The organism is Rhizobium sp. P43 (assembly GCF_056730705.1).
This window is the reverse complement of sequence record NZ_CM161539.1, coordinates 2,303,086-2,323,788: the sequence shown is the minus strand read 5'-3', so window position 1 is coordinate 2,323,788 and position 20,703 is coordinate 2,303,086. Positions and strand designations below refer to the sequence as shown.

The window sequence follows — 20,703 nt, the reverse complement described above, 5'->3', positions numbered from 1 at the left end:
CCATCGCCCGAATGCACGATCCTCGCAGGGCCCAATGGATCGGGAAAGTCGTCGATCTATGAAAAGCTCCAGCCACCCGGCGTCTTCATCAATGCGGACGAAATCGCCAAGAGACTGCCGGATGGGATGATGCCTGGTGCTCTGCGCGTGCGAGCGGGCCGCATGGCCATCGCGGAAATCGACAAGGCCATCCTGTCGAATGTCGATTTTTGCTTCGAAACCACCCTCAGCAGCCGCCATGCCCTCAACGTGATGCAGCGCGCGAAGGCCGCAGGCTACGCTGTGGGATTGGTTTACGTCATTCTCGCAACATCAGAGCTCAATCTCGCACGTGTCCGCTTTCGCGTGGCGCAGGGCGGACATCACATCCCCGACCAGGATGTTCTAAGGCGCTATCATGCCTCCCTCAAGAATTTGCCTGAAGCCCTGCAGTTTGCCGATGAATTCGTCATCATCGACAACTCGCCTCAAGAGCCGCTCTTCCTGTTCGAGGGTCGCTCTGGCTCGTATATCGATCAGATCAGCTACAACGCTGATGTGCCGTTGCATCGCAAGCTTTTCGATTTGGTGAGCATGAAGACCAGGCCGATGATGCCCTGATCCCAACCCCTCACGCCACCACCCGCTCAGCCTCGGCCTCCGCCTCGATGTTCACCCGCCAGGTGTTGCGGCCGTCGGCCTTGGCGGCATAGAGGGCGCGGTCGGCTTTTTCCAGGAGGAGCTCGAAGTCGCCTTCGGCCCGGATCGCGCCGCACACCGCACCCACGCTGATGGTGACGAAGGAATTGCGGTCGCCGGTATAGGCATGGGCAATTCCAAGCTGGCGTACGGCGCGGCGCAGGCCTTCGGCCAGAAGCGACGCGGCGTCTTCGTCGGCGTCAGAAAGGATCGCCAGAAATTCCTCTCCGCCATGACGGGCGAGATGCGCCTCCATCGGCAGGGAGCGGCGCATGGCGCGCGCCACGCGCTTGAGACAATCGTCGCCCGCCCCGTGACCATAGGCGTCGTTATAGGCCTTGAAGTGATCGACATCGGCCACGAGCACCACCACGCGACGCGCCTCGTCGGGGACCTCGGTCATCAGCCGCACCAGTTCCATGTCCGTGCCGCGGCGGTTTGCAAGCCTGGTCAGCGGATCGGTGACGGAGAGCCGCGCGAGATCCTTGTTCTGCCGGGAAAGCTCGCGTTTCAACGCCTCGTTTTCCTCCATCTGCAGATGGCTGGTCAGCGCTTCCACCTCAAGCTGATAGGAGACGAGCAGCGTCATGATCACGGTCGGCAAGTAGACCGCCAGATGCTGGATGACATAGGCGGGGTTGGCTCCCTCAAGGAACCAGATCGCCGAATAGTTCAGGCAGTAGGTGAAGATGCTTGCTCTCAGCGCCGGTTTGAAGGGCGAGGCAGCGGCAATCGTGATCGCCATCTGGAAGCTGGCCGCCGCATAGAAATAGGAGAGAACCCCGGGGCTCTTGCTCGACAGAAGGATCACGCACCAGCAGATATTGGCGAAGAGCGCCACCAGGATCGCCGCGACCTCCTTCCTCTCAACGGGATGATCGCCGGCGATATAGATGAGCAGGCCGATCGCGATTGGCAGGATCACGCCGAAGCGCAGCACCGCCGACAGAACCGTGACGTCACCCAGCAACCACAGATCGAAAAGGAAACAGGCGAGATAGAAGATCAGGACACAGAAGACGGCGGCGCGCAGCATACGACTGCGAAGGGGGGCACGACTTTCGAGAAAGGCCGCATATTGTTCCCCCGTCAACCGAGGTCTCGCAGGAAGTCCGAGCCATCGCATCATGGATGTCCAATCACCGATTGAAATATAAGATCCGTCCAAACGCAGAGAACCTAGGATCGACCCGCTTAATTTGGGGTGAAGGGCCTGTGCCAATACGAGAAATCATAGATGAACACCACGGCCATGGTTAATCCGTGGTAAACGGCGAGGATCGGAAGGCGCGGAGGCGCCACAACCTGTTTCAATTCAGGATGGTATTGCCGCCTGCGCGATCGGCCGGACCCGAAAGTTGCTCTCAAACGACCTGAAAGGCGACATCTACATGTCGTGATTCGCTTCGACGATGTTGAGCGCTTCGTAAACTTTTGATTGTCTTAACGACTTGTCGAGCCGGTGGTCTCCGGCTCGATGGCGACCTGCGCCGTGCCGCCGACCGGGATCACCAGCTGGTCGGCCGCCTTCAGCCGTGCGGCCAGATCGCGGATCAACTGCGTCGATTGCGACGAGAGCGACCGCGGCCTGACCATGGGCGGCAGCGCATCCGGATTGGCCGCCGCATCCGCCACCTGCGGCTTGTCTTCCTTCGCCGGCATCGGCTGATCGACGCCCGGGATCGGCTTGATGTCGATGCCCTGATGGGCATAGTCCATCAGTTTCTTGAAGGTCATCGCCGGCAGCGAGCCACCCGTCATGTTGTTGGTCGAGGTATAGTCGTCATTGCCGAACCAGACGGCAGCCGTGTAGTTGCCAGTATAGCCGACGAACCAGGCATCGCGGTAAGCCTGCGTCGTGCCGGTCTTGCCGGCCGTCAGGATCCCATCGACCGCCGCGCGCCGCGCCGTGCCGATATAGGGGATCTTGCTCATCATCTGGTTCATTGAGCGCGCCGCCTGATCCGACAGGATGCGCTCAGGCGGCGGGGCGTCGCGCTCGAAATCATAGAGCACGTCGCCGGCATAGTTCGAAATCTGCGCAATGCCGTGCCGGCGCGCGGCATAGCCGCCGGCCGGCAGCACGGCATAGGCCGTCGCCTGATCCATGACGGTCACCTCGGCGGTCCCGAGCGGGATCGTCACGTCCTTCTTGATCGGCGTTTCCACACCCATGGCCTTGGTGGTCTGAATGATCGCGTCGATGCCGAACTTTTCCTTGGCAAGCCGGACCGGGATCGTGTTGATCGACTTTGCCAGTGCGGTTTCCATGGTCACGCGACCGGCAAAGCTGCGACCGTAATTCTGCGGGCTCCAATTGCCCCAGGCGACGGGCGCATCGACCACCACCGTCTCCGGCGTGTAACCGTTTTCCATGGCCAGCGCATAGGTATACATCTTGAAGGACGAGCCCGGCTGGCGCAGCGCCCGGGTCGCGCGGTTAAACTGGCTTTCGCCATAGTCACGACCGCCGACCATGGCGCGCACCGCCCCGCCGTTTTCGATCATCACCAGCGCGCCCTGCTTGACGTTATAGCTTTCGCCATATTCGCGCAGCGACGAGGCGACCGCCTCTTCGGCCGCCTGCTGCAGTCCGAGATCGATCGTGGTGCGCACGACCAGCGTATGATCCTTGAAGCGCGCCGCAATCCGCTGCACTTCCTCAAACGCCCAGTCGAGGAAGAAGTCGGGCGCATCCTTCTCGTCGCGGTCGATGACGGAGGCCGGATTGCGCCGGGCGGCCACCACTTGGCCCTCGGTCATCAGCCCGCTCTGCACCATGTTGGTCAAGACATCATTGGCCCGCGCACGCGCCGCCGGCAGGTTGACATGCGGCGCATATTTCGCCGGCGCCTTGAAGAGGCCGGCCAGCATCGCCGCTTCCGCCAGCGTCACCTCGGTGATGTTCTTGCCGAAATAGAATTGCGAGGCGGCTGCTGCCCCAAACGTGCCGCCGCCCATATAGGCGCGGTCGAGATAGAGCGACAGGATCTCCTGTTTGGAGAGGTTCGCCTCGAGCCAGAGCGCCAGGAAGGCTTCCTTGATCTTGCGCTCGATCGACCGCTCATTGGTCAGGAACAGGTTCTTGGCCAGCTGCTGCGTCAGCGTCGAGCCGCCCTGGACCACTTCGCCGGCCTTGGCATTCTCGCTCATGGCACGCGCCAGGCCGAAGAAATCGATGCCGAAATGCTCGAAGAACCGCCGGTCTTCGGTGGCCAGCACGGCTTTCACCAGATGATCCGGCAGCTCGTCCACCGGCACGGAATTCTCGTGGATGATGCCGCGATGGCCGATCATATTGCCGTAACGATCGAGGAAGGTGACGGCGAAATTGTCGTGGTTGCGCCAGTCCTTCTTGGTTTCCTCAAGCGCCGGCTGGGCGAGCATCAGCAGCACCACCATGCCCGCAGTACCGAGCGTCATGGCTTCGCCGGCAATCTCGAAGCCGAGCTTCTTCAGGCCCCTTACGCGGAAACGGCGGAAGAAGATGGTGATCTCTTCCCAGGTTTCGCCGAGTTCGTAGCCGGCGTTCCAGAGGGTCGAGTCGAGCCAGCTGTCGATCTTCAGGAAGATGTGGCGCTTGAGCTTCGCAGGACGCTCGGCCTTGACATCGGCGCCGACAGAGCTCGGACGATCGCCGCTATCGGCAGCAGCAAGCTGCTCCGCTGGGTCGAGATCGTCAGGTTTGTCTGTATCGGCCACCGTTGCTTTTTCCCGAAAACGTGTTGCCCACTCCCTTGACGCGCCCGACGATTGGGATCAGGACCCATAGGGATTAAGGGCAGTTCGTCATTCTCCGAGTGATGGGCGATTTGCCGAAAAAGAACAAGCGGTTTCGCAGGGCATGGTGAACCCGGTCGGGGAGAGCACACGCTTTTGATCCATGGCGTTGCAGCCCTGCCACCGGCCCGGCGCAGCAACGCTGCCCGATGCGCCGCAACGCTGCAGGACCAAAGTCAGTTGAACAAGACGATGACCGAACAACCCTTTTGGAAGACCAAGACGCTCGCGGAAATGAGCAACGCGGAGTGGGAAAGCCTCTGCGACGGCTGCGGCCTCTGTTGTCTCAACAAGCTCGAGGACTGGGACACCGGCGAGGTGGTCTTCACCTCGGTGGCCTGCAAGCTCTTGGACGGCGACAGCTGTCGCTGCAAGGACTACGAAAACCGCCAGGAAACCGTGCCCGACTGCATCCAGCTGACGCTGAAGGGCCTGCGCGAAATCAAGTGGCTGCCGCCCACCTGCGGCTACCGCCTGATCGACGAAGGCCACGACCTCTACTGGTGGCACCCGCTGGTCTCGGGCGATCCGGAAACGGTGCACGAGGCCGGCGTCTCGGCCCGCGGCCGCACGATCTCGGAAGAGGGCATGGATGTCGAGGATCTCGAGGATTACGTCGTCGACTGGCCGCTGAAGGTGGGAGCGGAACGGGGGTAGGGGCCTCGCGATTGGGCAATATCGGTGGTATTATGCCGACAAAGGAGACGATCGCCATGCTGGCCATTTCCCTGCCTGCGGACCTTGATACGCGTCTTGATGATCTCGCCCGTGCTACGGGCATGAGCAAGGCCGCGCTCGTAGAAGAGGCGATCGTCGCCCATATAGAAGATCTGGAAGACGCTGCGCAGGAGAAGGCATCGCTTGAAACCTGGCTGCGTACGGACGGTGTTGCTGCCTACGACCGGATGCAGAATGATCCGGGCAGGGCCTTGAGCATCGACCAGGTGAGGGCGCGTTTGCGGGCGAAGCGGGAAGGTCCTGGCATTCGGTGACACATGCGTTGCGGTTCGCCCCAGAAGCATTGGAGCAGCTTGAAGCGCTGGAGGCTTACATCGCGCAGTCTGCATCGCCGCAACGGGCAGCGGAATTTGTCGATGCAATCGTGGACCATTGCGAAAAGCTTCGCACTTTCCCGCAGCGAGGCACGAAACGAGATGACCTTCGCCCAGGGCTGAGAACGCTTGGTTTCCGCAGGCGCGTGACGATCCTCTTCGAGGTGTCGCAGGAAACAATTACAATCCTGGTCATCTTTTACGGCGGTCGGAACTACGAAGCGGACTTCGGAGAGGACGCTTCCCCAGACGAGTAGCGTTCACAAAACAGCAGGCTGGATTTCCTCTTTACCGTCTCACTCCACCGTCTGCACCGACCAAAGCGTCCGCACATCGCTCCCTGTCGCGGGGCCGCCGAACATCGGGCCGGGGACGGTGCCGGGGCCGAAACCGGCCGCAGGAGGTGCGTTCGCAAGCGCGTAGGCCGCCTCGCGGGCAAAGTCGAAGGCCAGCTTGTTGAGCCGGGGGGAGGCGCCGTATTCGGGCGCCTTGGGCCCGCTCAGGGCCACCGTGATCGAGCCATCGTCGGTCTTGGTGATCGGCGGGATTTCCTGCAGCGGCTCGCCCGTCTGGACATCAACGATGCGAAGCCCCGCAACCAGCTGCGGCCCGTCCGGTCGCCTGACCCCGTCGATGGTGACTTCCGCCCCGGTGAGCCGCTGCAGGCTGAGCTGGCTGCGGATAAAGACGGAATAGACGACAACCTCGGCGCGGGCCGGGCGCGTGCCCTTGAAGAGGGGCGTCAGCTGATCGCGCAGATGCGGGGTGATATGGGCTGATATCGCCTGCTGCATCGCCGTCTGCTTGGCCGCCTGGTTGGTCAGCCCGAGCCGCGTGCCGAGCCCATCGACCGCCGAAGACGAAACCGACCGGTTGATGTCGCCCTCCAGATCCGACACCAGCAGCGGCTGGTTCAGCCTGGAATAATCAACCGTGATCTCGGCGAGCGAAAACTGACCGAGAACGCTCTGGATCTGCGGTGCGGGTGGCGCCTGGCAGGACGCGAGCAGAGACAGGAGGGCGACGGCCAGGGTCAGGCGCAGCCGGTCGGTCGAAGAGCACAAGGCAAGCGAGGCACGCATGAAAGACATCGGTTCTCTCCGTCTCGGTGTCTTCGCGAGGGTGCAAAGACCGCAACTGCAGGCGTTCGGACCTCAAGGCTAGGATGAAACGATCCCCTTGTCTCGGCAGATCAGGGGCGAGGCGCCCGGTTGGCCACAGTTTGACGTCTTGCTTATGGACGAGGCGATGTCATGCGCCGGATCGGGCAAACGCCGCCAGATGCGGGGCTTCGCCTGCAAGCTTCTGATCCTCAAAGATTTTCCGCTCGATACTTCCTCAGGCGCGGTTCTTCGCTAGGACGTGCTCCACTGCTAAAGGAGGTTTGCGTGAAATTCTTGCTGATCCTGTCTCTTACGCTCATCGGGCTTGCCGCCCTTGTCTTTGTCGCAGGGCTTTCCCTGCCGCCGACCCGCGAGGGCAGGGCGCAGATTGAAATTGCCGCACCGCCCGAGCGCGTGACCGCCGTGATCACCGATGTCGCTCGCCAGCCGGAATGGCGCGACGGTCTAGCCTCCATCGAGGTAGACCGCGATGGCTGGGTCGAGACGACCACGCGCGGCGAGGTGATCCGCTTTGCCTGGGCAGAGCGCGAACCCTTGAAGCTGGCCCTGACATTCCGCTCCGATGCCGGTTATCATGGCGCCTGGCAGGCGGATCTTCAGCCGCAGGCGAGCGGCACGCGGGTGACGGTGGTGGAGCGCGCCACGATCGACAATCCGCTCGGTCGCATCATCGCCCGGATCATGTTTGATCCGCAGGCTTTTGCCGCCCGTTATCTGCAAGCGCTGAAAACAGAAGCCGAGCGTTGAAAGGAGGAGCCCCATGGCCAAGAGCGACAAACCGAAGAAGCCGACCGACTGGCGCAAGCGCTTCGGCGCCGCCAAGGACCCGCATGTGGTGATGCTCTCCTCGCCCTTTGCCGGCGTGCCCTCAGGCGCGATGATGCTGATCTCCTCGCCGGGCGAGATCGCCCGCTATGTCGCCGCCATTCCCTCCGGCGAAACCCGTTCCATCGCCCGCCTGCGCAGCGATCTTGCCAAACGCGCCAAGGCGGATGCCATGTGCCCCGTCACCACCGCGATCTATCTGCGCGTCGTGGCCGAAGTGGCGCTGGACGAACTGGAGGCGGGAAAACCGATGGACGCGGTCGTGCCCTTCTGGCGCGTCATCGCGCCGAAGGACAAGCTCGCCGCCAAACTCTCCTGCGGGCCCGAGCGGATCGAGCATTTGCGCGCATTAGAGGCGGGCTGAGAGCTACCTCCCCCTTGAGGGGGGAGGTCGCCGCAAAGCGGCGGGTGGGGGTGACATATCCACGAGTTCGCCTTGGAGATTGTCGCATCGGTTCCGCCCGTCACCCCACCCCGGAGCTGCGCTCCGACCCTCCCCATCAAGGGGAGGGTGGCAGGGCCCTCAACCCCACAATTCCGGCCGCATCCAGGCCTTTGGCAGGAGCAGGCGACCCGCCAGATTGTCGTCGCCACCATCAAGCCTTTGCCACTGCCAGGCCTCCGTCCATTCAGCGGGAAGCGGATAAGGCGCAATGACATGGCTTGCCGGCCGGAAGCCGGAGCGGCTGTAATAGGCCGGGTCGCCCAGCACCAGCACTTGCGTCACACCTTCGGTCGTCAATCGTGCGAGACCCTCGGCGATCAGGGCCTTGCCGATCCCCCGCCGCTGATGATCGGGGTGGACGGCGAGCGGGCCGAGCAGCGCCACGATTTCGGGGCGTCCTTCAAGTGCGCCACGGGTGAAGAGAACATGGCCGGTGAGCAGCGCGCCGATCCTGACAGACAGCGAGAGAACGCCAGGCTCTGGCAGAAGCGCTTGGACCAGGGGGACAAGCTCTTCCTCTGGAAAGGCGGACGCGTAGAGCTGGGACATCTGGGGCTCATCTGCAGGCATGGTCTCGCCGATGGTGAAGCTGAGGGGCATGGCGTTTCCTCCGATGTGCGTTCATGCCTAGGTGCTGCGAGGCGTGGCGGCAAGCCCATCAATGTACAAAGGGATGTGCGCACCCCACCTCCCCCTTGAGGGGGAGGTCGCCGCAAAGCGGCGGGTGGGGGTGACTTGGCTACGAGTTCGGACCTTTTTGAGCAACGCTAACGTCGTGCCCGTCACCCCACCCCGGAGCTCCGCTCCGACCCTCCCCCTCAAGGGGAGGGTGTCATCAGGCGGCGTCGCGAATCTGCAGGTCGACCGTCAGGCCGGCAGCAAGGGCCATCTGGACGAGACCGTCGAGTGCGAAGAGATCGATCTTGCCGCGCTTTAGGTCGGAGATTCTCGGCTGTGTGACGCCCAGACGCCGGGCGGCCTCGGCCTGGGTCCAGTTCTTGGCTTTGATGTGCTGTTCCAGGGCCATCATCAGTTTGGACCGCAGTTTCATGGTCTCGGCTTCCGCCGGGCTGTCTTCAAGGACGTCCCAGATGCTTGTATCGCTGTCCCCGGTCATGCCTTTCGCTCCTTCATCAATTGCTCGTAACGCCTCGCGGCAAGTTCGAGATCCCGCTGCGCCGTCTTCTGGCTCTTCTTCTGGAAACAATGCAGGACATAGACCGCCTCGACGAACCTCGCGACATAGATGATCCGGAAGGCGCCGCTCAAATCCCTGATCCTGATTTCCTGAACGCCGGATCCTATGCCGGACATGGGTTTCCAGTCGCTCGGCTCCAGATTGTTCTGCACGCGATCCAGCTGATAGCCCGCATCACGTCTGGCTCCGGCAGGGAACTGCCGGAGGTCATCAAGAGCGCTGCCGACGAAGAGCACGGCTTTCATGGCGGGATCATACAAAATTTTGTATAAACCGCAATTCCAGATTTCTCCGCAACAAATCCTCACCCCACCCCGGAGCTGCGCTCCGACCCTGCCCCTCAAGAGGAGGGTGGTGGGCGCGTGATTGTCGACGTCATGCAATTGAAGTACAGTGCTGTGAGGAGAACGGCATGACCAACGCACTCGTCCAGACTCGCATCGATCCCGAGATCCGCGACCGTGCGGCCGCCGTGCTGGAGGGCATGGGGCTGACGGTGTCCGATGCCGTGCGCATTCTGCTGACCCGCACCGCCAACGAAGGCGCTCTCCCGATCGAACTCCTCTCGGATCCCGCCATGCATGATGCCTGGTTCCGCGCCAAGGTGCGCGAGGCGCTGGAAGATGTGCGCGACGATGTCGAAGATGATGCTGTGGCGAACATCTTCGCACAGCGCCGAGAGGCGGCCGTCGCCAAGGATACTGGCCGGTGAGGCTCACCTGGTCAGCTCTGGCAATTGCTGACCGTATGGCGATCTTTGAACTGGTGGCGCACTTTCGTTCACGGCGCCCGTAGGCGCACCTCACCTCCCCCTCGAGGGGGGAGGTCGCCGCATAGCGGCGGGTGGGGGTGACTTGGCTACGAGTTGGGACCTTTTTGATCAACGCTGACGTTGCGCCCGTCACCCCACCCCGGAGCTGCGCTCCGACCCTCCCCCTCAAGGGGAGGGTGGGGCAACACATCAGGCCGCCAGGCAAAAATCCTCACCCCACCCCTTGACCCTCCCATGATGGGAAGGTCCATGGTGTTTGCCAGAGGTGAATTCCATGAACATGCAGTCCAGGCCCGATGTGGCCAAGAACGTTGACGATACCATCCTTCTGCCCGTCGAGGGCATGACCTGCGCATCCTGTGTGCGGCGGGTGGAAAAGGCCGCAGCCGCCGTGCCGGGCGTGGCCGAAAGCTCTGTGAACTTTGCCAGTGAAACCCTTGTTCTGAAACCGGGGCCGGGCTTTTCGGCAGAGGCTCTGCTGGCTGCGATCGGCAAGGCCGGTTACGAGGCGAAGGCCGAGACGCTGGTGCTGGAGGTCGAGGACATGACCTGCGCCTCCTGCGTTTTGCGGGTCGAAAAGGCGCTGAAGGCGGTGCCATCGGTGAAGACGGCGAGCGTCAATCTGGCGACCGGCGAGGCAGTGGTGACGGTGCTGGGCGGTGTCTCCGCCCTGCCGGCGCTCTCCGCAGCCGTGGGCAAGGCGGGTTATGCCGTCAGGCTGTCCGGTGGTGAGAGCGGTTCGCCGGCGGGCGGGCAGGAGGCTTGTGGCCATGCCGGGGCCGATGATGTGACGTCCACGCGTCGGGTGGGTTCGACAGGCCAGGCCGTCGATGGCCGCGAGATCAGGCGCGAGAAGGAAATCACCGCGCTGAAGCGGGATTTCCTGATCGCCTTTGTGCTCACTTTGCCGCTCTTTGTCGTGGAGATGGGGGCGCATATCTATCCGCCGCTGCATCATGTTCTGATGGATGTCTTCCCGGGCAACAGCCTGTATCTGCTGCAGTTTGCCCTGGCGACAGCGGTGCTCGCAGGCCCCGGTCGGCGCTTTTACGTGAAGGGTATTCCGGCCCTCCTGCGGCTGACCCCCGACATGAATTCGCTGGTCGCGATCGGCACCGGGGCGGCCTATCTCTATTCTGTCGTGACGACCTTTGCGCCCGGCCTGCTGCCGGAGACCGCGCGCTTCGTCTATTATGAGGCCGCAACCGTCATCGTCTCGCTGATCCTGCTCGGACGCCTATTGGAAGCCCGCGCCAAGGGGCGAACGGGGGCGGCGATCCGCAAGCTTGCGGGCCTGCAGGCCAGGAACGCGCGGGTGGAGCGCGACGGCGCGACATACGACGTGGCCCTGTCCGACGTGAAGCTCGGGGATACCGTCGTGGTGCGTCCGGGCGAGCGCATTCCGGTCGATGGCCGGGTGATTGATGGGGCAAGTGCCGTCGACGAGGCGATGATATCAGGCGAACCGATCCCGGTCGAAAAAGGGCCAGGCGCCACCGTCATCGGCGGTACGGTCAATGGTTCCGGCTCCTTCCGTTTCGAGGCAACCGGCGTGGGCGCCGACATGTTGCTCTCGCGCATCATCCGCATGGTGCAGGAGGCACAAGGGGCAAAACTGCCGATCCAGAAGCTCGTCGACGAGGTGACCGCCTGGTTCGTGCCCGCTGTCATCGGCATCGCGCTTATGACTTTTTTCCTATGGCTGCTGCTCGGGCCGGAGCCCGCCTATACGCATGGGCTGGTGGCGGCGGTGGCCGTTCTGATCATCGCCTGCCCCTGCGCCATGGGGCTTGCCACCCCGACCTCGATCATGGTCGGCACAGGCCGCGCCGCCGAACTCGGCGTGCTCTTCCGCAAGGGCGAGGCGCTGCAGAGCCTGGCGGATATCCAATGGGTGGTGATGGACAAGACCGGCACGATCACCGCCGGCAAGCCGGAGGTGACGGAGATCGTGACGGCAGAGGGCTTTGCTGAGGCGGAGGTTCTGCGGCTGACGGCAAGCCTTGAGGCACGTTCGGAGCACCCGCTGGCGGATGCCATCGTAAGGGCGGCGGAAGGGCGGGGCATTGCGCTGGCAATCGTGGATCAGGTCGAGGCGGTGGCGGGGTTTGGCGTGACCGGGATGGTTGACGGGCGGCGGGTGGCTGCCGGTGCCGACCGGTTCATGGTGAAGCTCGGAGTGATGCCACATGGTCACTCAGAAAATCCCCTCCCCAACCCCTCCCCACAAGGGGGAGGGGCTGTCTCTGCCGACGCTCGGCCACACGGTCTCTCCCCCCTTGTGGGGGAGATGTCCGCCAGGACAGAGGGGGACTTTGCCTCCAGTCTCACAGTTGTAATGACACGTCTCGCCGATGAAGGCGCAAGCCCGCTTTATGTGGCCATCGACGGGAAACTGGCCGCCGCGATTGCGGTGGCCGATCCGATCAAGCCGACGAGTGCCAAGGCCATTGCGGCGCTGAAAGCGCGGGGCCTGAAGCTTGTCATGGTGACCGGCGACAACCGGCGCACGGCAGAGGCCGTGGCGAGAAGGGCAGGCATCGATGCGGTCGTGGCCGAAGTGCTGCCGGAGGGAAAGGTGAGCGCGATCAAGGAGCTGCAGGCAAAAGGTGAGAAGGTCGCCTTTGTCGGCGACGGCATCAATGATGCGCCCGCACTTGCCACGGCGGATGCCGGGATTGCGATTGGCACGGGCACGGATGTGGCGATCGAAAGTGCCGATGTCGTGCTGGTCGGCGGCGATCTCATGGGCGCGCTGCATGCCATCGAGCTCTCGGACCGGGTGATGGCCAATATCCGCCAGAACCTCTTCTGGGCCTTCGGCTACAATGTGGCGCTGATACCGGTGGCGGCGGGGCTGCTTTATCCGCTCTTCGGCGTGACGTTTTCGCCGATGCTGGGGGCTGCTGCCATGGGGCTGTCGAGTGTGTTTGTGTTGACCAATGCATTGCGGCTGCGGGCGGCGAAGGTGACGGGGTTTTGACCTCCCCTTGAGGGGGAGGTCGCGCGGAACGCGCGGGTGGGGTGATGTTGTGTACGTCGCCGGCTCACCCCACCCCGGAGCTTCGCTCCGACCCTCCCCCTCAAGGGGAGGGTGGAGTGCGCGGAGCCCGGCGGTTTCCACCTCTCCCCCTGTGGGAGAGGATACAAAATCGAAGCTTTAGGCGAGCGTAAGCCGCCTAAACTTCAGATTTTGTTGGTGAGGGGATTGGTGCTGCGGGCAGGCCCGAACCAACCCCCTCACTTGCAAAATCTGAGACTTGAGGTCGCTTGCGCGGACCTAAGTCTCGATTTTGCTTTCTCCCCCACCAAGGGGGAGAAGTCGCGCGATGAATGGTGAAAGCTGCCACTGGAACCGAGCCTCTCACCAACAAAATCTGAGGTTTAGCCCTGATCGGGCTAAGCCCTCGATTTTGTAACCTCTCCCACAAGGGGGAGAGGAGAAGGAAGGAGAAACGATGACGGTGAATATCGGTGAGGCCTCTGCCGCCTCGGGCGTTTCGGCCAAGATGATCCGCTATTACGAGGAGATCGGGCTGATTGCGCCGGCGGGGCGGACGGCCTCGAATTACAGGGTCTATGATAGTGACAGCGTCAACCGGCTGCGCTTCGTGCGGCGGTCGCGCAATCTCGGTTTCTCGCTGGAGGAGACCGAGCGGCTGTTGAAGTTGTGGGACGACAAAGAGCGCGCGAGTGCCGAGGTGAAGGCCCTGGCGCTCGCCCATGTCGAGGAACTGGAAGCAAAGATCGCCGAGATGCAGGCGATGCGCGACACGCTCGTGCACCTTGCCGAGCGCTGCCAGGGCAATGACCGGCCGAACTGCCCGATCCTCGCCGACCTCGAGGGCAGACCGCTGCGGCAAAAGACCGCCGGCAAAGCGAAGGCCGGGGACCGCTGCGGGGATTGACCTTGCCCCCATGGGAAGGTGCAGAAAGGACGCGAGGTGCCAAGCGCGACACCCTCTTGCGGCTTCGCCGGCAGCGCCCCGTCAGGGGTCAGGGTGGGTCGCGCTTGCGAAGTGCCGTGCAGACCAGAGCCGCGCCGTGATGGCGCAAGCCAGAGACAACAAAGCGGCGGGTGAAACCCGTCGGGAAGAAGGAAGGATAACACCATGATCGGACAAACGATTTTCAGGATCGAGGACATGACCTGCGGCCATTGCGAAAAGACGGTGGTCAAGGCGCTGGCCGAAGTGCTGCCGGGCAAGGCCGTCACCATCGATCTCGCCGCCCGCAAGGCCTTTGTCGAGGGAGATGCCGTGCTGGCCGAACAGGCGATCCGCGAGGCGGGTTATACGCCGGTGCGGGAAGGGTGAGTGCGGGAGGGAGTAGCGAATAGCGAATAGCGAATAGTGGGAGGGGGCAGGTCGAACGGGCAAGGGCTTGACCGGCCGATAGGCGACTTGAATGCTACTCGCTACTCGCTACTCGCTACTCGCTACTCGCTACTCGCTACTCGCTACTCGCTACTCGCTACTCGCTACTCGCTACCGCCGCTCCATCCCTTGCAATCCCCTCCATCCTCAATATATATGAAGTATCGTATATATTTTGGAGGCATCGCCATGAGTAAGGACTACATCGCTATCACCCGGGATATTTCCAGCGGGATCAAGACGCTGCGCAAGGATATTCCCGATGTGATGCAGGGCTTTTCGGCCATGGCGGGGGCGGCGACGAAGGACGGGGCGCTGTCGAAGAAGGTGAAGGAACTGGTGGCGCTCGGCATTGCGATCTCCACCCGCTGCGATGGCTGCATCGGTTTCCACACGGAAGCGCTGATCAAGCTTGGCTGCACCAAGGCCGAGTTCGAGGAAGCGCTGGGGCTTGCAGTCTATATGGGCGGCGGGCCTTCGCTGATGTATGCCGGCGACGCCATGGCTGCCTGGGAGCAGTTTGGCGGGCCGGAGGCCTGAACGGTCGAAGGGGCGGCGGGCGTTCAGCCCAAAATTTCTCCGTCCTGGTTCGGCTTTGATAGCGCTAAATTAGCAGAAAATTTGTACGCGCCGGGCATGCTCATCGTGTGGCAGCGAAGTGGTCGCTGCCAGACAGGCGATGGCAGGCATGCGGACTGAGGTGAATGCGAAAGGGCGGCTGAACTGGTTGTTGCGCATGCCGCCCGTGGTGGAGCGCGCCGAGGAACGCGATTTCGGCGACGAGCGCATCCGGCATTTGCGTCACGCCATCATTGTCGGACTGATCGTCTACAACATCTACAACCTGACCAGCCTGCACCTGATGGCGGATATCCAGCCCTTCACGGTGGCAATGCGCCTCTTCGTGCTCGTGCCGGGATCGCTGCTGATCTTCTACCTCGTGCCGCGCGTGCCGCCTGCTGTCCGCGAGCTTCTGCTGCTGGGTGGCATGTTCGTCGCCAGCCTTTTGCCGCTTTATCTGCTCTATGCCTCGCAATCGAGCTATGCGAGCTACACACTCGGCGAACTGCCGCTCGTCCTGCTCTTCGGCAACATGTTGCTGGTGCTGCGTTTTCGATGGGCGCTGATCTTCACCTCGGTCACCTGCCTGACCGCGCTCTGGGTGATCCACAACAAGCCCGATCTCGACCAAAACCTGGTGTTTCCCCTGACCGTTCAGGTGGTGACAGGGCTGTTTTTCACGCTCTACGGCAACTGGCATGTCGAGCGGCAACGCTGTCTCACCTATCTTGCCCGCTATGACGCCCAGAACCGCGCCGACCGGGCCGAGCGCCGTGGCGACGAATTGCGCGACCTGACGCTGACCGACATGCTGACCGGCATCGCCAACCGCCGGCATCTCGACGAGACGCTGGATCGCTGGATCGAGACGCGTGACGAGGTGCTGCTGATGATGGTCGATGTCGATCATTTCAAGGCCTTCAACGACCGCTTCGGCCATGTCGCCGGCGACGATTGCCTGCGCCGGATCGCCTCTGCCCTCTCGACCTTCGCCACCCGCCACGATGGTTTCGTGGCGCGTTACGGCGGCGAGGAATTCACGCTGCTGTTTGCCGTCGATGCCGAGACCGGCGGCACATTTCTCGCCGACCGGCTGGTGCGCACGGTCCGCGAGCTTGCCATTCCGCATCCGGCCCGCGCCGACGGGCTGTCGGCGGTGACCGTCTCCGTCGGCTATGCCGGCACGGAACAGGGCGGCATGCGCGACGCCCGCGACCTGATTATCCGGGCGGATCTGGCGCTTTATGAGGCGAAGAGCGCCGGGCGGAACAGGTCGAAGGCGGGTTGAGGGGGCTGGTGGCCTGGATCCTTCGAAGCCCCTGCGTTGTAGGGGCGCCTCAAGATGAGGGGGAGAGCGGCGGCCGCAAACACCAAACCCCGCCGGAGGCGAGAGGTTATGAGCCGCATCTTCGCCAATCTTCATCGATCTCCCCGTAAATCGGGAAACTTGTAGTTGCCGAATCTCATGTTGCTCTCGGGTTGAACTGCGCTACTTTGTGGCATCAAAAAACGGTTGGCCGCTGCTAGTAGGGAGAATTGGATCATAGAATGAGCAATTTCAATGAAGAGGCACGCCCGGCTATTGGCGCTGACCTTCGTCGACGTGTGCTAATTGAGGCAGGGCATAGATGTGCTATCCCGACATGCCGACATATAGAGGTCGACATTCATCATATCGTACCGTGGTCACAGTGTCAGACCCATGATTACGATAACCTGATCGCAATCTGTCCGAACTGTCATAGGCGGGCTGATCGAGGTGAAATCGATAGGAAAAGTCTAAGGATATACAAATCTAATCTTCGATTTGCGCACGACAAGTTTTCACAGTTGGAGATGGATGTTCTGTTCCAACTCGCTTTAACTGATAAAAACGAAGGTATCCCCTGGCTCGCATATATGATGGTACTTCTCAAAAGATTGAGTGATGCTGGGTATGTTGGCTTGTACCAGATTGGCGCGGGTATGACGGTCAGTGGCATCAAGACGACCCCCGACATCATTTACATCACAGATAAAGGGAGGGAGTTCGTAAGCAGCTTAGGAGTGGACGAACTTTGATGCCCTGAGTGAAATAGGAAAATAATCCTTGACAGCGTGACGGTCACGGGATAGGATTTTGGCATGATCAGGAAGCTGTGGCCGGAGGGTTCAAGCGCTTCCGGGAGAGGTTTTGCGAAGGGTCCGCTTGGCGGGCCCTTTTTCGTTTCGGAGGGGGCCATGTTCGGCGCGCATATGGACGAGGCATTGCCGGAGGTGATCGAGGTGAAAGCGGCGGGGGCGGGGGATCTGGTGGCGCTGCTCAATGAATTCACCAGCGAGATGCGTGCCCAGTTCGACCTGTTTCGCCGCCTGCGGGCCGGCGCCGAGAGCCTGATCGACGGGGCCGACGAGGGGCTGGCGAAGCAGGCGCGCGCCGACATCAAGGCGGCGACCGATGCGATCGCGCTGATCGTGCGCACACTGGAAAAGATCGATGCCCTGTTGCGCCAGCTGGAGCGCGATCGGCTGGATGCCGACGAGCGGCTGATCGAGGCGCGTGATCCGGAGGTTTTGCGCGGCGAGATAGAGGCATTGATTGCCGCAAGGGTCGAGGCGGCGGTGGCTGAGCGGTTGGAGGCTGCGGTGGCGGCAAGGATGGCGGAGGTGGCTGGCCTGGGCGAGGGGCGGGGACCGCCGGGAGTGGGGCTTGGGCAAGTTTTCGAGGCCTGATGATGGAAAAGGCTTGCCAACTGGACCGATCCCCTCACTTGCGAAATCTGAAGTTTAGGCGGCTTACGCTCGCCTAAGCCTTCGATTTCGCTTTCTCCCCCACTGTGGGGGGAGAGGGAGCGCGGGGCCAGCCGCATCGACACCTCTCCCCCTTGTGGGAGAGGTTACAAAATCGAGGGCTTAGCCCGATCAGGGCTAAACCTCAGATTTTGTTGGTGAGGGGATCGGTTCAGCTGGCACCGGATCAACCGGATACCTCAAGGCCCGCTGGCGCGGGCACCTCAGCATGAGGGGTGCCGTGAGGTTTTGAGCTGTTTGGCATAATCGCCCAAGGAGGCTGCCGATGACGCGGAAATCCCTGGGACGGCGGATGCGGGATCGGGGGGTGAAGAATGAGCGCGCCGCGTCTGTGGTGATCGGCAAAATGGCGGGGGACATTGAGGCGCTCGCCGTGAATGCTAGCAGGGTCAAGGCCGGCGCGGAGACGCTTTGCACGACGATGGCGCCTGAGACCTGGGCGGCGGCGGGGCTTGAGGCTCCGGAGGCTGTTATACGGCATCGGGTGCTGGACATGCGGGTGGCGGCAGGGGCGGTGAGGAGTGGCGCAGATGTGGCCGCCCGCCCTGAGGGACCGCTCGACCTTTCGCGGCTTACCCCTTCCGACCTCGCTTTTCTCGCACGCGATTGGACGCTTCTGGCACGGCCCGAGCAATTGCCGCCGGAGGGAGATTGGCGGAGCTGGCTGATCCTCGGCGGGCGGGGATCGGGCAAGACGCGGGCCGGGGCCGAATGGGTGCAGGCGCGAGTGATCGCGGCGGGTAAAAGGACGGATTTGCGCATTGCCCTGGTGGCGGAAACGCTCGGCGATGCGCGCGAGGTGATGATCGACGGGGCCTCCGGGTTGACCAGGATTGCCAGGCAGATGCGGCCGGAGGTGGAGATTTCGAGACGTAGGCTTGTCTGGCCGAACGGGGCGATTGCGCAGATCTTTTCCTCGGAAGACCCGGAAAGCCTGCGCGGGCCGCAATTTCATCTCGCCTGGTGCGACGAGCTCGCCAAATGGAAACATGCCGATGAGACCTTCGACATGCTGCAATTTGCACTGCGGCTCGGCGACGATCCGCGCCAGGTGGTGACGACGACGCCAAGGCCGGTGCCGCTGTTGAAGCGGCTGATGGCGGATGAGGCGACGCGGCTGACCAGGATGGCAACGTCGGCCAATGCGGCGCACCTGGCGCCGGGGTTTTTGAGCGCGCTTGCCGCCCGTTATGGCGGGACGAGGCTTGGGCGGCAGGAGCTGGATGGCGAGCTGATCGAGGACCGGCCGGATGCGCTCTGGAAGCGCGCGCGGCTCGACGAGATCGTGGTGAAACTGGCCGAACCCCTGCGGCGCATCGTCGTGGCGGTCGATCCGCCGGCCGGTGGTGTCTCGGCCTGCTGCGGCATCGTCGTCGCGGGGCTGAAGGAGAATGGCCAGGCGGTGGTGCTGGCGGATTGTTCGGTGGAGGGCGCCGGCCCGGCGGGCTGGGCCCGGGCGGTGGTCTCGGCCTTCAGGCGCTTCGAGGCCGACCGGGTGGTGGCCGAGGTCAACCAGGGCGGCGACATGGTGCGCGCCGTGCTGGAGGGCATCGAGGCGCGGCTGCCGGTGACGGTGGTGCGGGCGACGCGCGGCAAGTTTTTGCGCGCCGAACCGGTGGCGGCCTTGTACGAGCAGGGGCGGGTGTTGCATGCGGGGCGGTTTGTCGAGCTGGAGGACCAGATGTGTGATTTCGGCCCGGAGGGACTGTCGAACGGGCGCTCGCCGGACCGGCTGGATTCGCTGGTCTGGGCGTTGACGGCGCTGATGTTGGAGGGCGGGGGGGAGCCAAGGATACGCGGGGTGTGAGGTGGGGCTACCTCTCCCCTTTGTGGGAGAGGTTACAAAATCGAAGGCTTAGCCCGATTGAGGGCTAAACTTCAGATTTTGTTGGTGAGGGGATCGGTGATGATTGTGCCAACGGAACTGATCCCCTCACTTGCGAAAATCTGAAGTTTAGGCGGCTTGCGCTCGCCTAAGCCTTCGATTTCGCTTTCTCCCCCACAGTGGGGGGAGAGGGAGCGCGGGGCTGGCCGCATCGACACCTCTCCCCGTTGTGTGTGAGGGGAGCGGTTCCGTTGGCACCCTCACTCGCCCGAATTGCGCAGTTCTGAGAGAACGTGACGGCAGACATCATCGAGATGCTGCAGGACCTCGTCGTTCCAGAAACGCAGGATGCGGAAACCTTCGGCGCGGAAGAGGGCGTCGCGGTTAAGATCGTGGAGGCTGTCGCCATGCTGGCCGCCGTCGACCTCAATGATCAGCCTCGCTTCGAAGCAGACGAAATCGAGGATATAGCCGCGCAGCGGGACCTGTCGGCGGAATTTGGCGCCGGCGAGCTGGCGGTCGCGGAGCGCACGCCAGAGCATGGCTTCGGGCGTGGTCGGGTCGGCGCGCATCTGGCGCGCCCGGGCTCGATCAAGGGGTTTTGGTTCGTGGCGCATGGGACTGGCTTGTTGGATTGGGTCAGTATGCGCCTTTGGGTTGTGGTGGCAGGGGGGTGTTGTGCCAACGGAACGGGTCCCCTCACCAACAAAATCTGAGGTTTAGCCCTGATCGGGCTAAGCCCTCGATTTTGTAACCTCTCCCACAAAGGGGAGAGGTGTCGATGCGGCTGGCCCCGCGCTCCCTCTCCCCCCACTGTGGGGGAGAAAGCGAATTCGAAGGCTTAGGCCAGCTCAAGCCGCCTAAACTTCAGATTTCGCAAGTGAGGGGATCGGTTCAGCTGGCATCCAAACGAAAAAAACCGGCACCCTTTCGGATGCCGGTCTCGTCACGCAATGCGGTGAATCGGGTTACTTCGCCTGGCTGCTCGGCGGGGTCGGCTGGCGGACCTGGCGCCATTCGTTTTCGAGGCGCTGGAGGACATGGGCCGGGATTGTAGCCGGGGCGGTGGTCTTGGTCGTGGTGTTCGTCTGCATCTCTTCCCTCCTCGGGTTTGGAAGTATTGCGCTCCAAACGTGTCTGTGGGCGGCAAAGTTCCACAGCGTTAAACCTTTGTAAATATGAACGGAACGAGCTCTAAACGATTGAAATTTCTTCAATCGTTTTAATTCTGAACTTTTTTCATGGCTCTGCCGCCCCAACCGGCGTTGCGGGCCTCT

At 62.6% G+C, this 20,703-nt stretch carries 22 protein-coding genes and 1 pseudogene; 15 read left to right on the top strand and 8 right to left on the bottom strand.

Annotation, left to right across the window (positions count from 1 at the left end):
- Positions 1-15: 15 nt before the first annotated feature.
- Positions 16-600: pseudogene (locus tag AC1PUL_RS11585) on the top strand (ATPase); the annotation flags it as partial.
- 10 nt (positions 601-610) lie between these two features.
- On the opposite strand, the gene AC1PUL_RS11580 reads toward AC1PUL_RS11585, so the two are convergent.
- Both AC1PUL_RS11580 and AC1PUL_RS11575 read right to left on the bottom strand, forming a co-directional pair.
- Complete coding sequence (locus AC1PUL_RS11580) at positions 611-1,771, bottom strand: GGDEF domain-containing protein (protein WP_480464345.1); 1,161 nt, start codon at positions 1,769-1,771, stop codon at positions 611-613.
- Between the two features lie 350 nt (positions 1,772-2,121).
- Positions 2,122-4,251 (bottom strand): transglycosylase domain-containing protein, encoded by a 2,130-nt coding sequence (locus AC1PUL_RS11575; protein ID WP_480468560.1) that lies wholly within the window; start codon positions 4,249-4,251, stop codon positions 2,122-2,124.
- A gap of 399 nt (positions 4,252-4,650) precedes the next feature.
- Between AC1PUL_RS11575 and AC1PUL_RS11570 the strand changes: the two genes are divergently transcribed.
- From AC1PUL_RS11570 to AC1PUL_RS11560, 3 genes are read left to right on the top strand one after another with little or no spacing between them, the layout of a single operon-like run.
- A complete protein-coding gene (locus AC1PUL_RS11570; RefSeq protein WP_480464344.1) occupies positions 4,651-5,115 on the top strand; it encodes a YcgN family cysteine cluster protein in 465 nt (154 codons plus the stop codon).
- Positions 5,116-5,171: 56 nt separating this feature from the next.
- Entirely contained in the window at positions 5,172-5,450 is a 279-nt protein-coding gene (locus AC1PUL_RS11565) for a ribbon-helix-helix protein, CopG family (protein ID WP_480464343.1), read from the top strand.
- Complete coding sequence (locus AC1PUL_RS11560) at positions 5,447-5,767, top strand: type II toxin-antitoxin system RelE/ParE family toxin (protein WP_480464342.1); 321 nt, start codon at positions 5,447-5,449, stop codon at positions 5,765-5,767. The genes AC1PUL_RS11565 and AC1PUL_RS11560 overlap by 4 nt, the downstream gene beginning before the upstream one ends.
- Before the next feature lie 39 nt (positions 5,768-5,806).
- Here AC1PUL_RS11560 and AC1PUL_RS11555 read toward each other — a convergent pair whose 3' ends face one another.
- Positions 5,807-6,601, bottom strand: coding sequence for a hypothetical protein (locus AC1PUL_RS11555; protein WP_480464341.1), 795 nt, complete (start codon positions 6,599-6,601; stop codon positions 5,807-5,809).
- A gap of 297 nt (positions 6,602-6,898) precedes the next feature.
- Here AC1PUL_RS11555 and AC1PUL_RS11550 point away from each other — a divergent pair, with 297 nt between their 5' ends.
- Positions 6,899-7,381, top strand: coding sequence for an SRPBCC family protein (locus tag AC1PUL_RS11550; protein ID WP_480464340.1), 483 nt, complete (start codon positions 6,899-6,901; stop codon positions 7,379-7,381).
- A 13-nt stretch (positions 7,382-7,394) separates the two neighbouring features.
- A complete protein-coding gene (locus AC1PUL_RS11545; RefSeq protein ID WP_480464339.1) occupies positions 7,395-7,823 on the top strand; it encodes a hypothetical protein in 429 nt (142 codons plus the stop codon).
- Between the two features lie 159 nt (positions 7,824-7,982).
- Here AC1PUL_RS11545 and AC1PUL_RS11540 read toward each other — a convergent pair whose 3' ends face one another.
- The 3 genes from AC1PUL_RS11540 to AC1PUL_RS11530 all read right to left on the bottom strand — a co-directional run bounded on the left by AC1PUL_RS11540 (position 7,983) and on the right by AC1PUL_RS11530 (position 9,347).
- Positions 7,983-8,504, bottom strand: a complete 522-nt coding sequence (locus AC1PUL_RS11540; RefSeq protein WP_480464338.1) for a GNAT family N-acetyltransferase — start codon at positions 8,502-8,504, stop codon at positions 7,983-7,985.
- 235 nt (positions 8,505-8,739) lie between these two features.
- Positions 8,740-9,021, bottom strand: coding sequence for a helix-turn-helix domain-containing protein (locus tag AC1PUL_RS11535; protein WP_480464337.1), 282 nt, complete (start codon positions 9,019-9,021; stop codon positions 8,740-8,742).
- The gene (locus AC1PUL_RS11530; protein WP_480464336.1) at positions 9,018-9,347 is read right to left on the bottom strand and encodes a type II toxin-antitoxin system RelE/ParE family toxin; all 330 of its coding nucleotides are present in this window, start codon (positions 9,345-9,347) and stop codon (positions 9,018-9,020) included. The genes AC1PUL_RS11535 and AC1PUL_RS11530 overlap by 4 nt, the downstream gene beginning before the upstream one ends.
- A gap of 167 nt (positions 9,348-9,514) precedes the next feature.
- Here AC1PUL_RS11530 and AC1PUL_RS11525 point away from each other — a divergent pair, with 167 nt between their 5' ends.
- The 9 genes from AC1PUL_RS11525 (at position 9,515) to AC1PUL_RS11485 (ending at position 19,408) form a co-directional block, all read left to right on the top strand.
- On the top strand, positions 9,515-9,814 hold the full coding sequence (locus AC1PUL_RS11525) for a type II toxin-antitoxin system RelB/DinJ family antitoxin (protein WP_480464335.1): 300 nt from the start codon (positions 9,515-9,517) through the stop codon (positions 9,812-9,814).
- 334 nt (positions 9,815-10,148) lie between these two features.
- Positions 10,149-12,857, top strand: coding sequence for a heavy metal translocating P-type ATPase (locus AC1PUL_RS11520; protein WP_480464334.1), 2,709 nt, complete (start codon positions 10,149-10,151; stop codon positions 12,855-12,857).
- Positions 12,858-13,338: 481 nt separating this feature from the next.
- On the top strand, positions 13,339-13,782 hold the full coding sequence (gene cueR, locus AC1PUL_RS11515) for a Cu(I)-responsive transcriptional regulator (RefSeq protein WP_480468559.1): 444 nt from the start codon (positions 13,339-13,341) through the stop codon (positions 13,780-13,782).
- Between the two features lie 204 nt (positions 13,783-13,986).
- Positions 13,987-14,190: a heavy-metal-associated domain-containing protein gene (locus tag AC1PUL_RS11510; RefSeq protein WP_210314909.1), complete on the top strand. Its 204-nt coding sequence runs from the start codon at positions 13,987-13,989 to the stop codon at positions 14,188-14,190.
- Positions 14,191-14,439: 249 nt separating this feature from the next.
- A complete protein-coding gene (locus AC1PUL_RS11505) occupies positions 14,440-14,790 on the top strand; it encodes a carboxymuconolactone decarboxylase family protein (RefSeq protein WP_480464333.1) in 351 nt (116 codons plus the stop codon).
- 148 nt (positions 14,791-14,938) lie between these two features.
- The gene (locus AC1PUL_RS11500) at positions 14,939-16,099 is read left to right on the top strand and encodes a GGDEF domain-containing protein (RefSeq protein WP_480464332.1); all 1,161 of its coding nucleotides are present in this window, start codon (positions 14,939-14,941) and stop codon (positions 16,097-16,099) included.
- Between the two features lie 260 nt (positions 16,100-16,359).
- Entirely contained in the window at positions 16,360-16,872 is a 513-nt protein-coding gene (locus AC1PUL_RS11495) for an HNH endonuclease (RefSeq protein ID WP_480464331.1), read from the top strand.
- 159 nt (positions 16,873-17,031) lie between these two features.
- Positions 17,032-17,523, top strand: a complete 492-nt coding sequence (locus tag AC1PUL_RS11490; RefSeq protein ID WP_480464330.1) for a hypothetical protein — start codon at positions 17,032-17,034, stop codon at positions 17,521-17,523.
- Between the two features lie 343 nt (positions 17,524-17,866).
- Positions 17,867-19,408: a DNA-packaging protein gene (locus AC1PUL_RS11485; protein WP_480464329.1), complete on the top strand. Its 1,542-nt coding sequence runs from the start codon at positions 17,867-17,869 to the stop codon at positions 19,406-19,408.
- 278 nt (positions 19,409-19,686) lie between these two features.
- Here AC1PUL_RS11485 and AC1PUL_RS11480 read toward each other — a convergent pair whose 3' ends face one another.
- Together AC1PUL_RS11480 and AC1PUL_RS11475 are read right to left on the bottom strand one after the other, a co-directional pair.
- The gene (locus tag AC1PUL_RS11480) at positions 19,687-20,043 is read right to left on the bottom strand and encodes an endonuclease domain-containing protein (RefSeq protein ID WP_480464328.1); all 357 of its coding nucleotides are present in this window, start codon (positions 20,041-20,043) and stop codon (positions 19,687-19,689) included.
- Between the two features lie 351 nt (positions 20,044-20,394).
- Entirely contained in the window at positions 20,395-20,520 is a 126-nt protein-coding gene (locus AC1PUL_RS11475; RefSeq protein ID WP_480464327.1) for a hypothetical protein, read from the bottom strand.
- Positions 20,521-20,703: the final 183 nt, after the last annotated feature.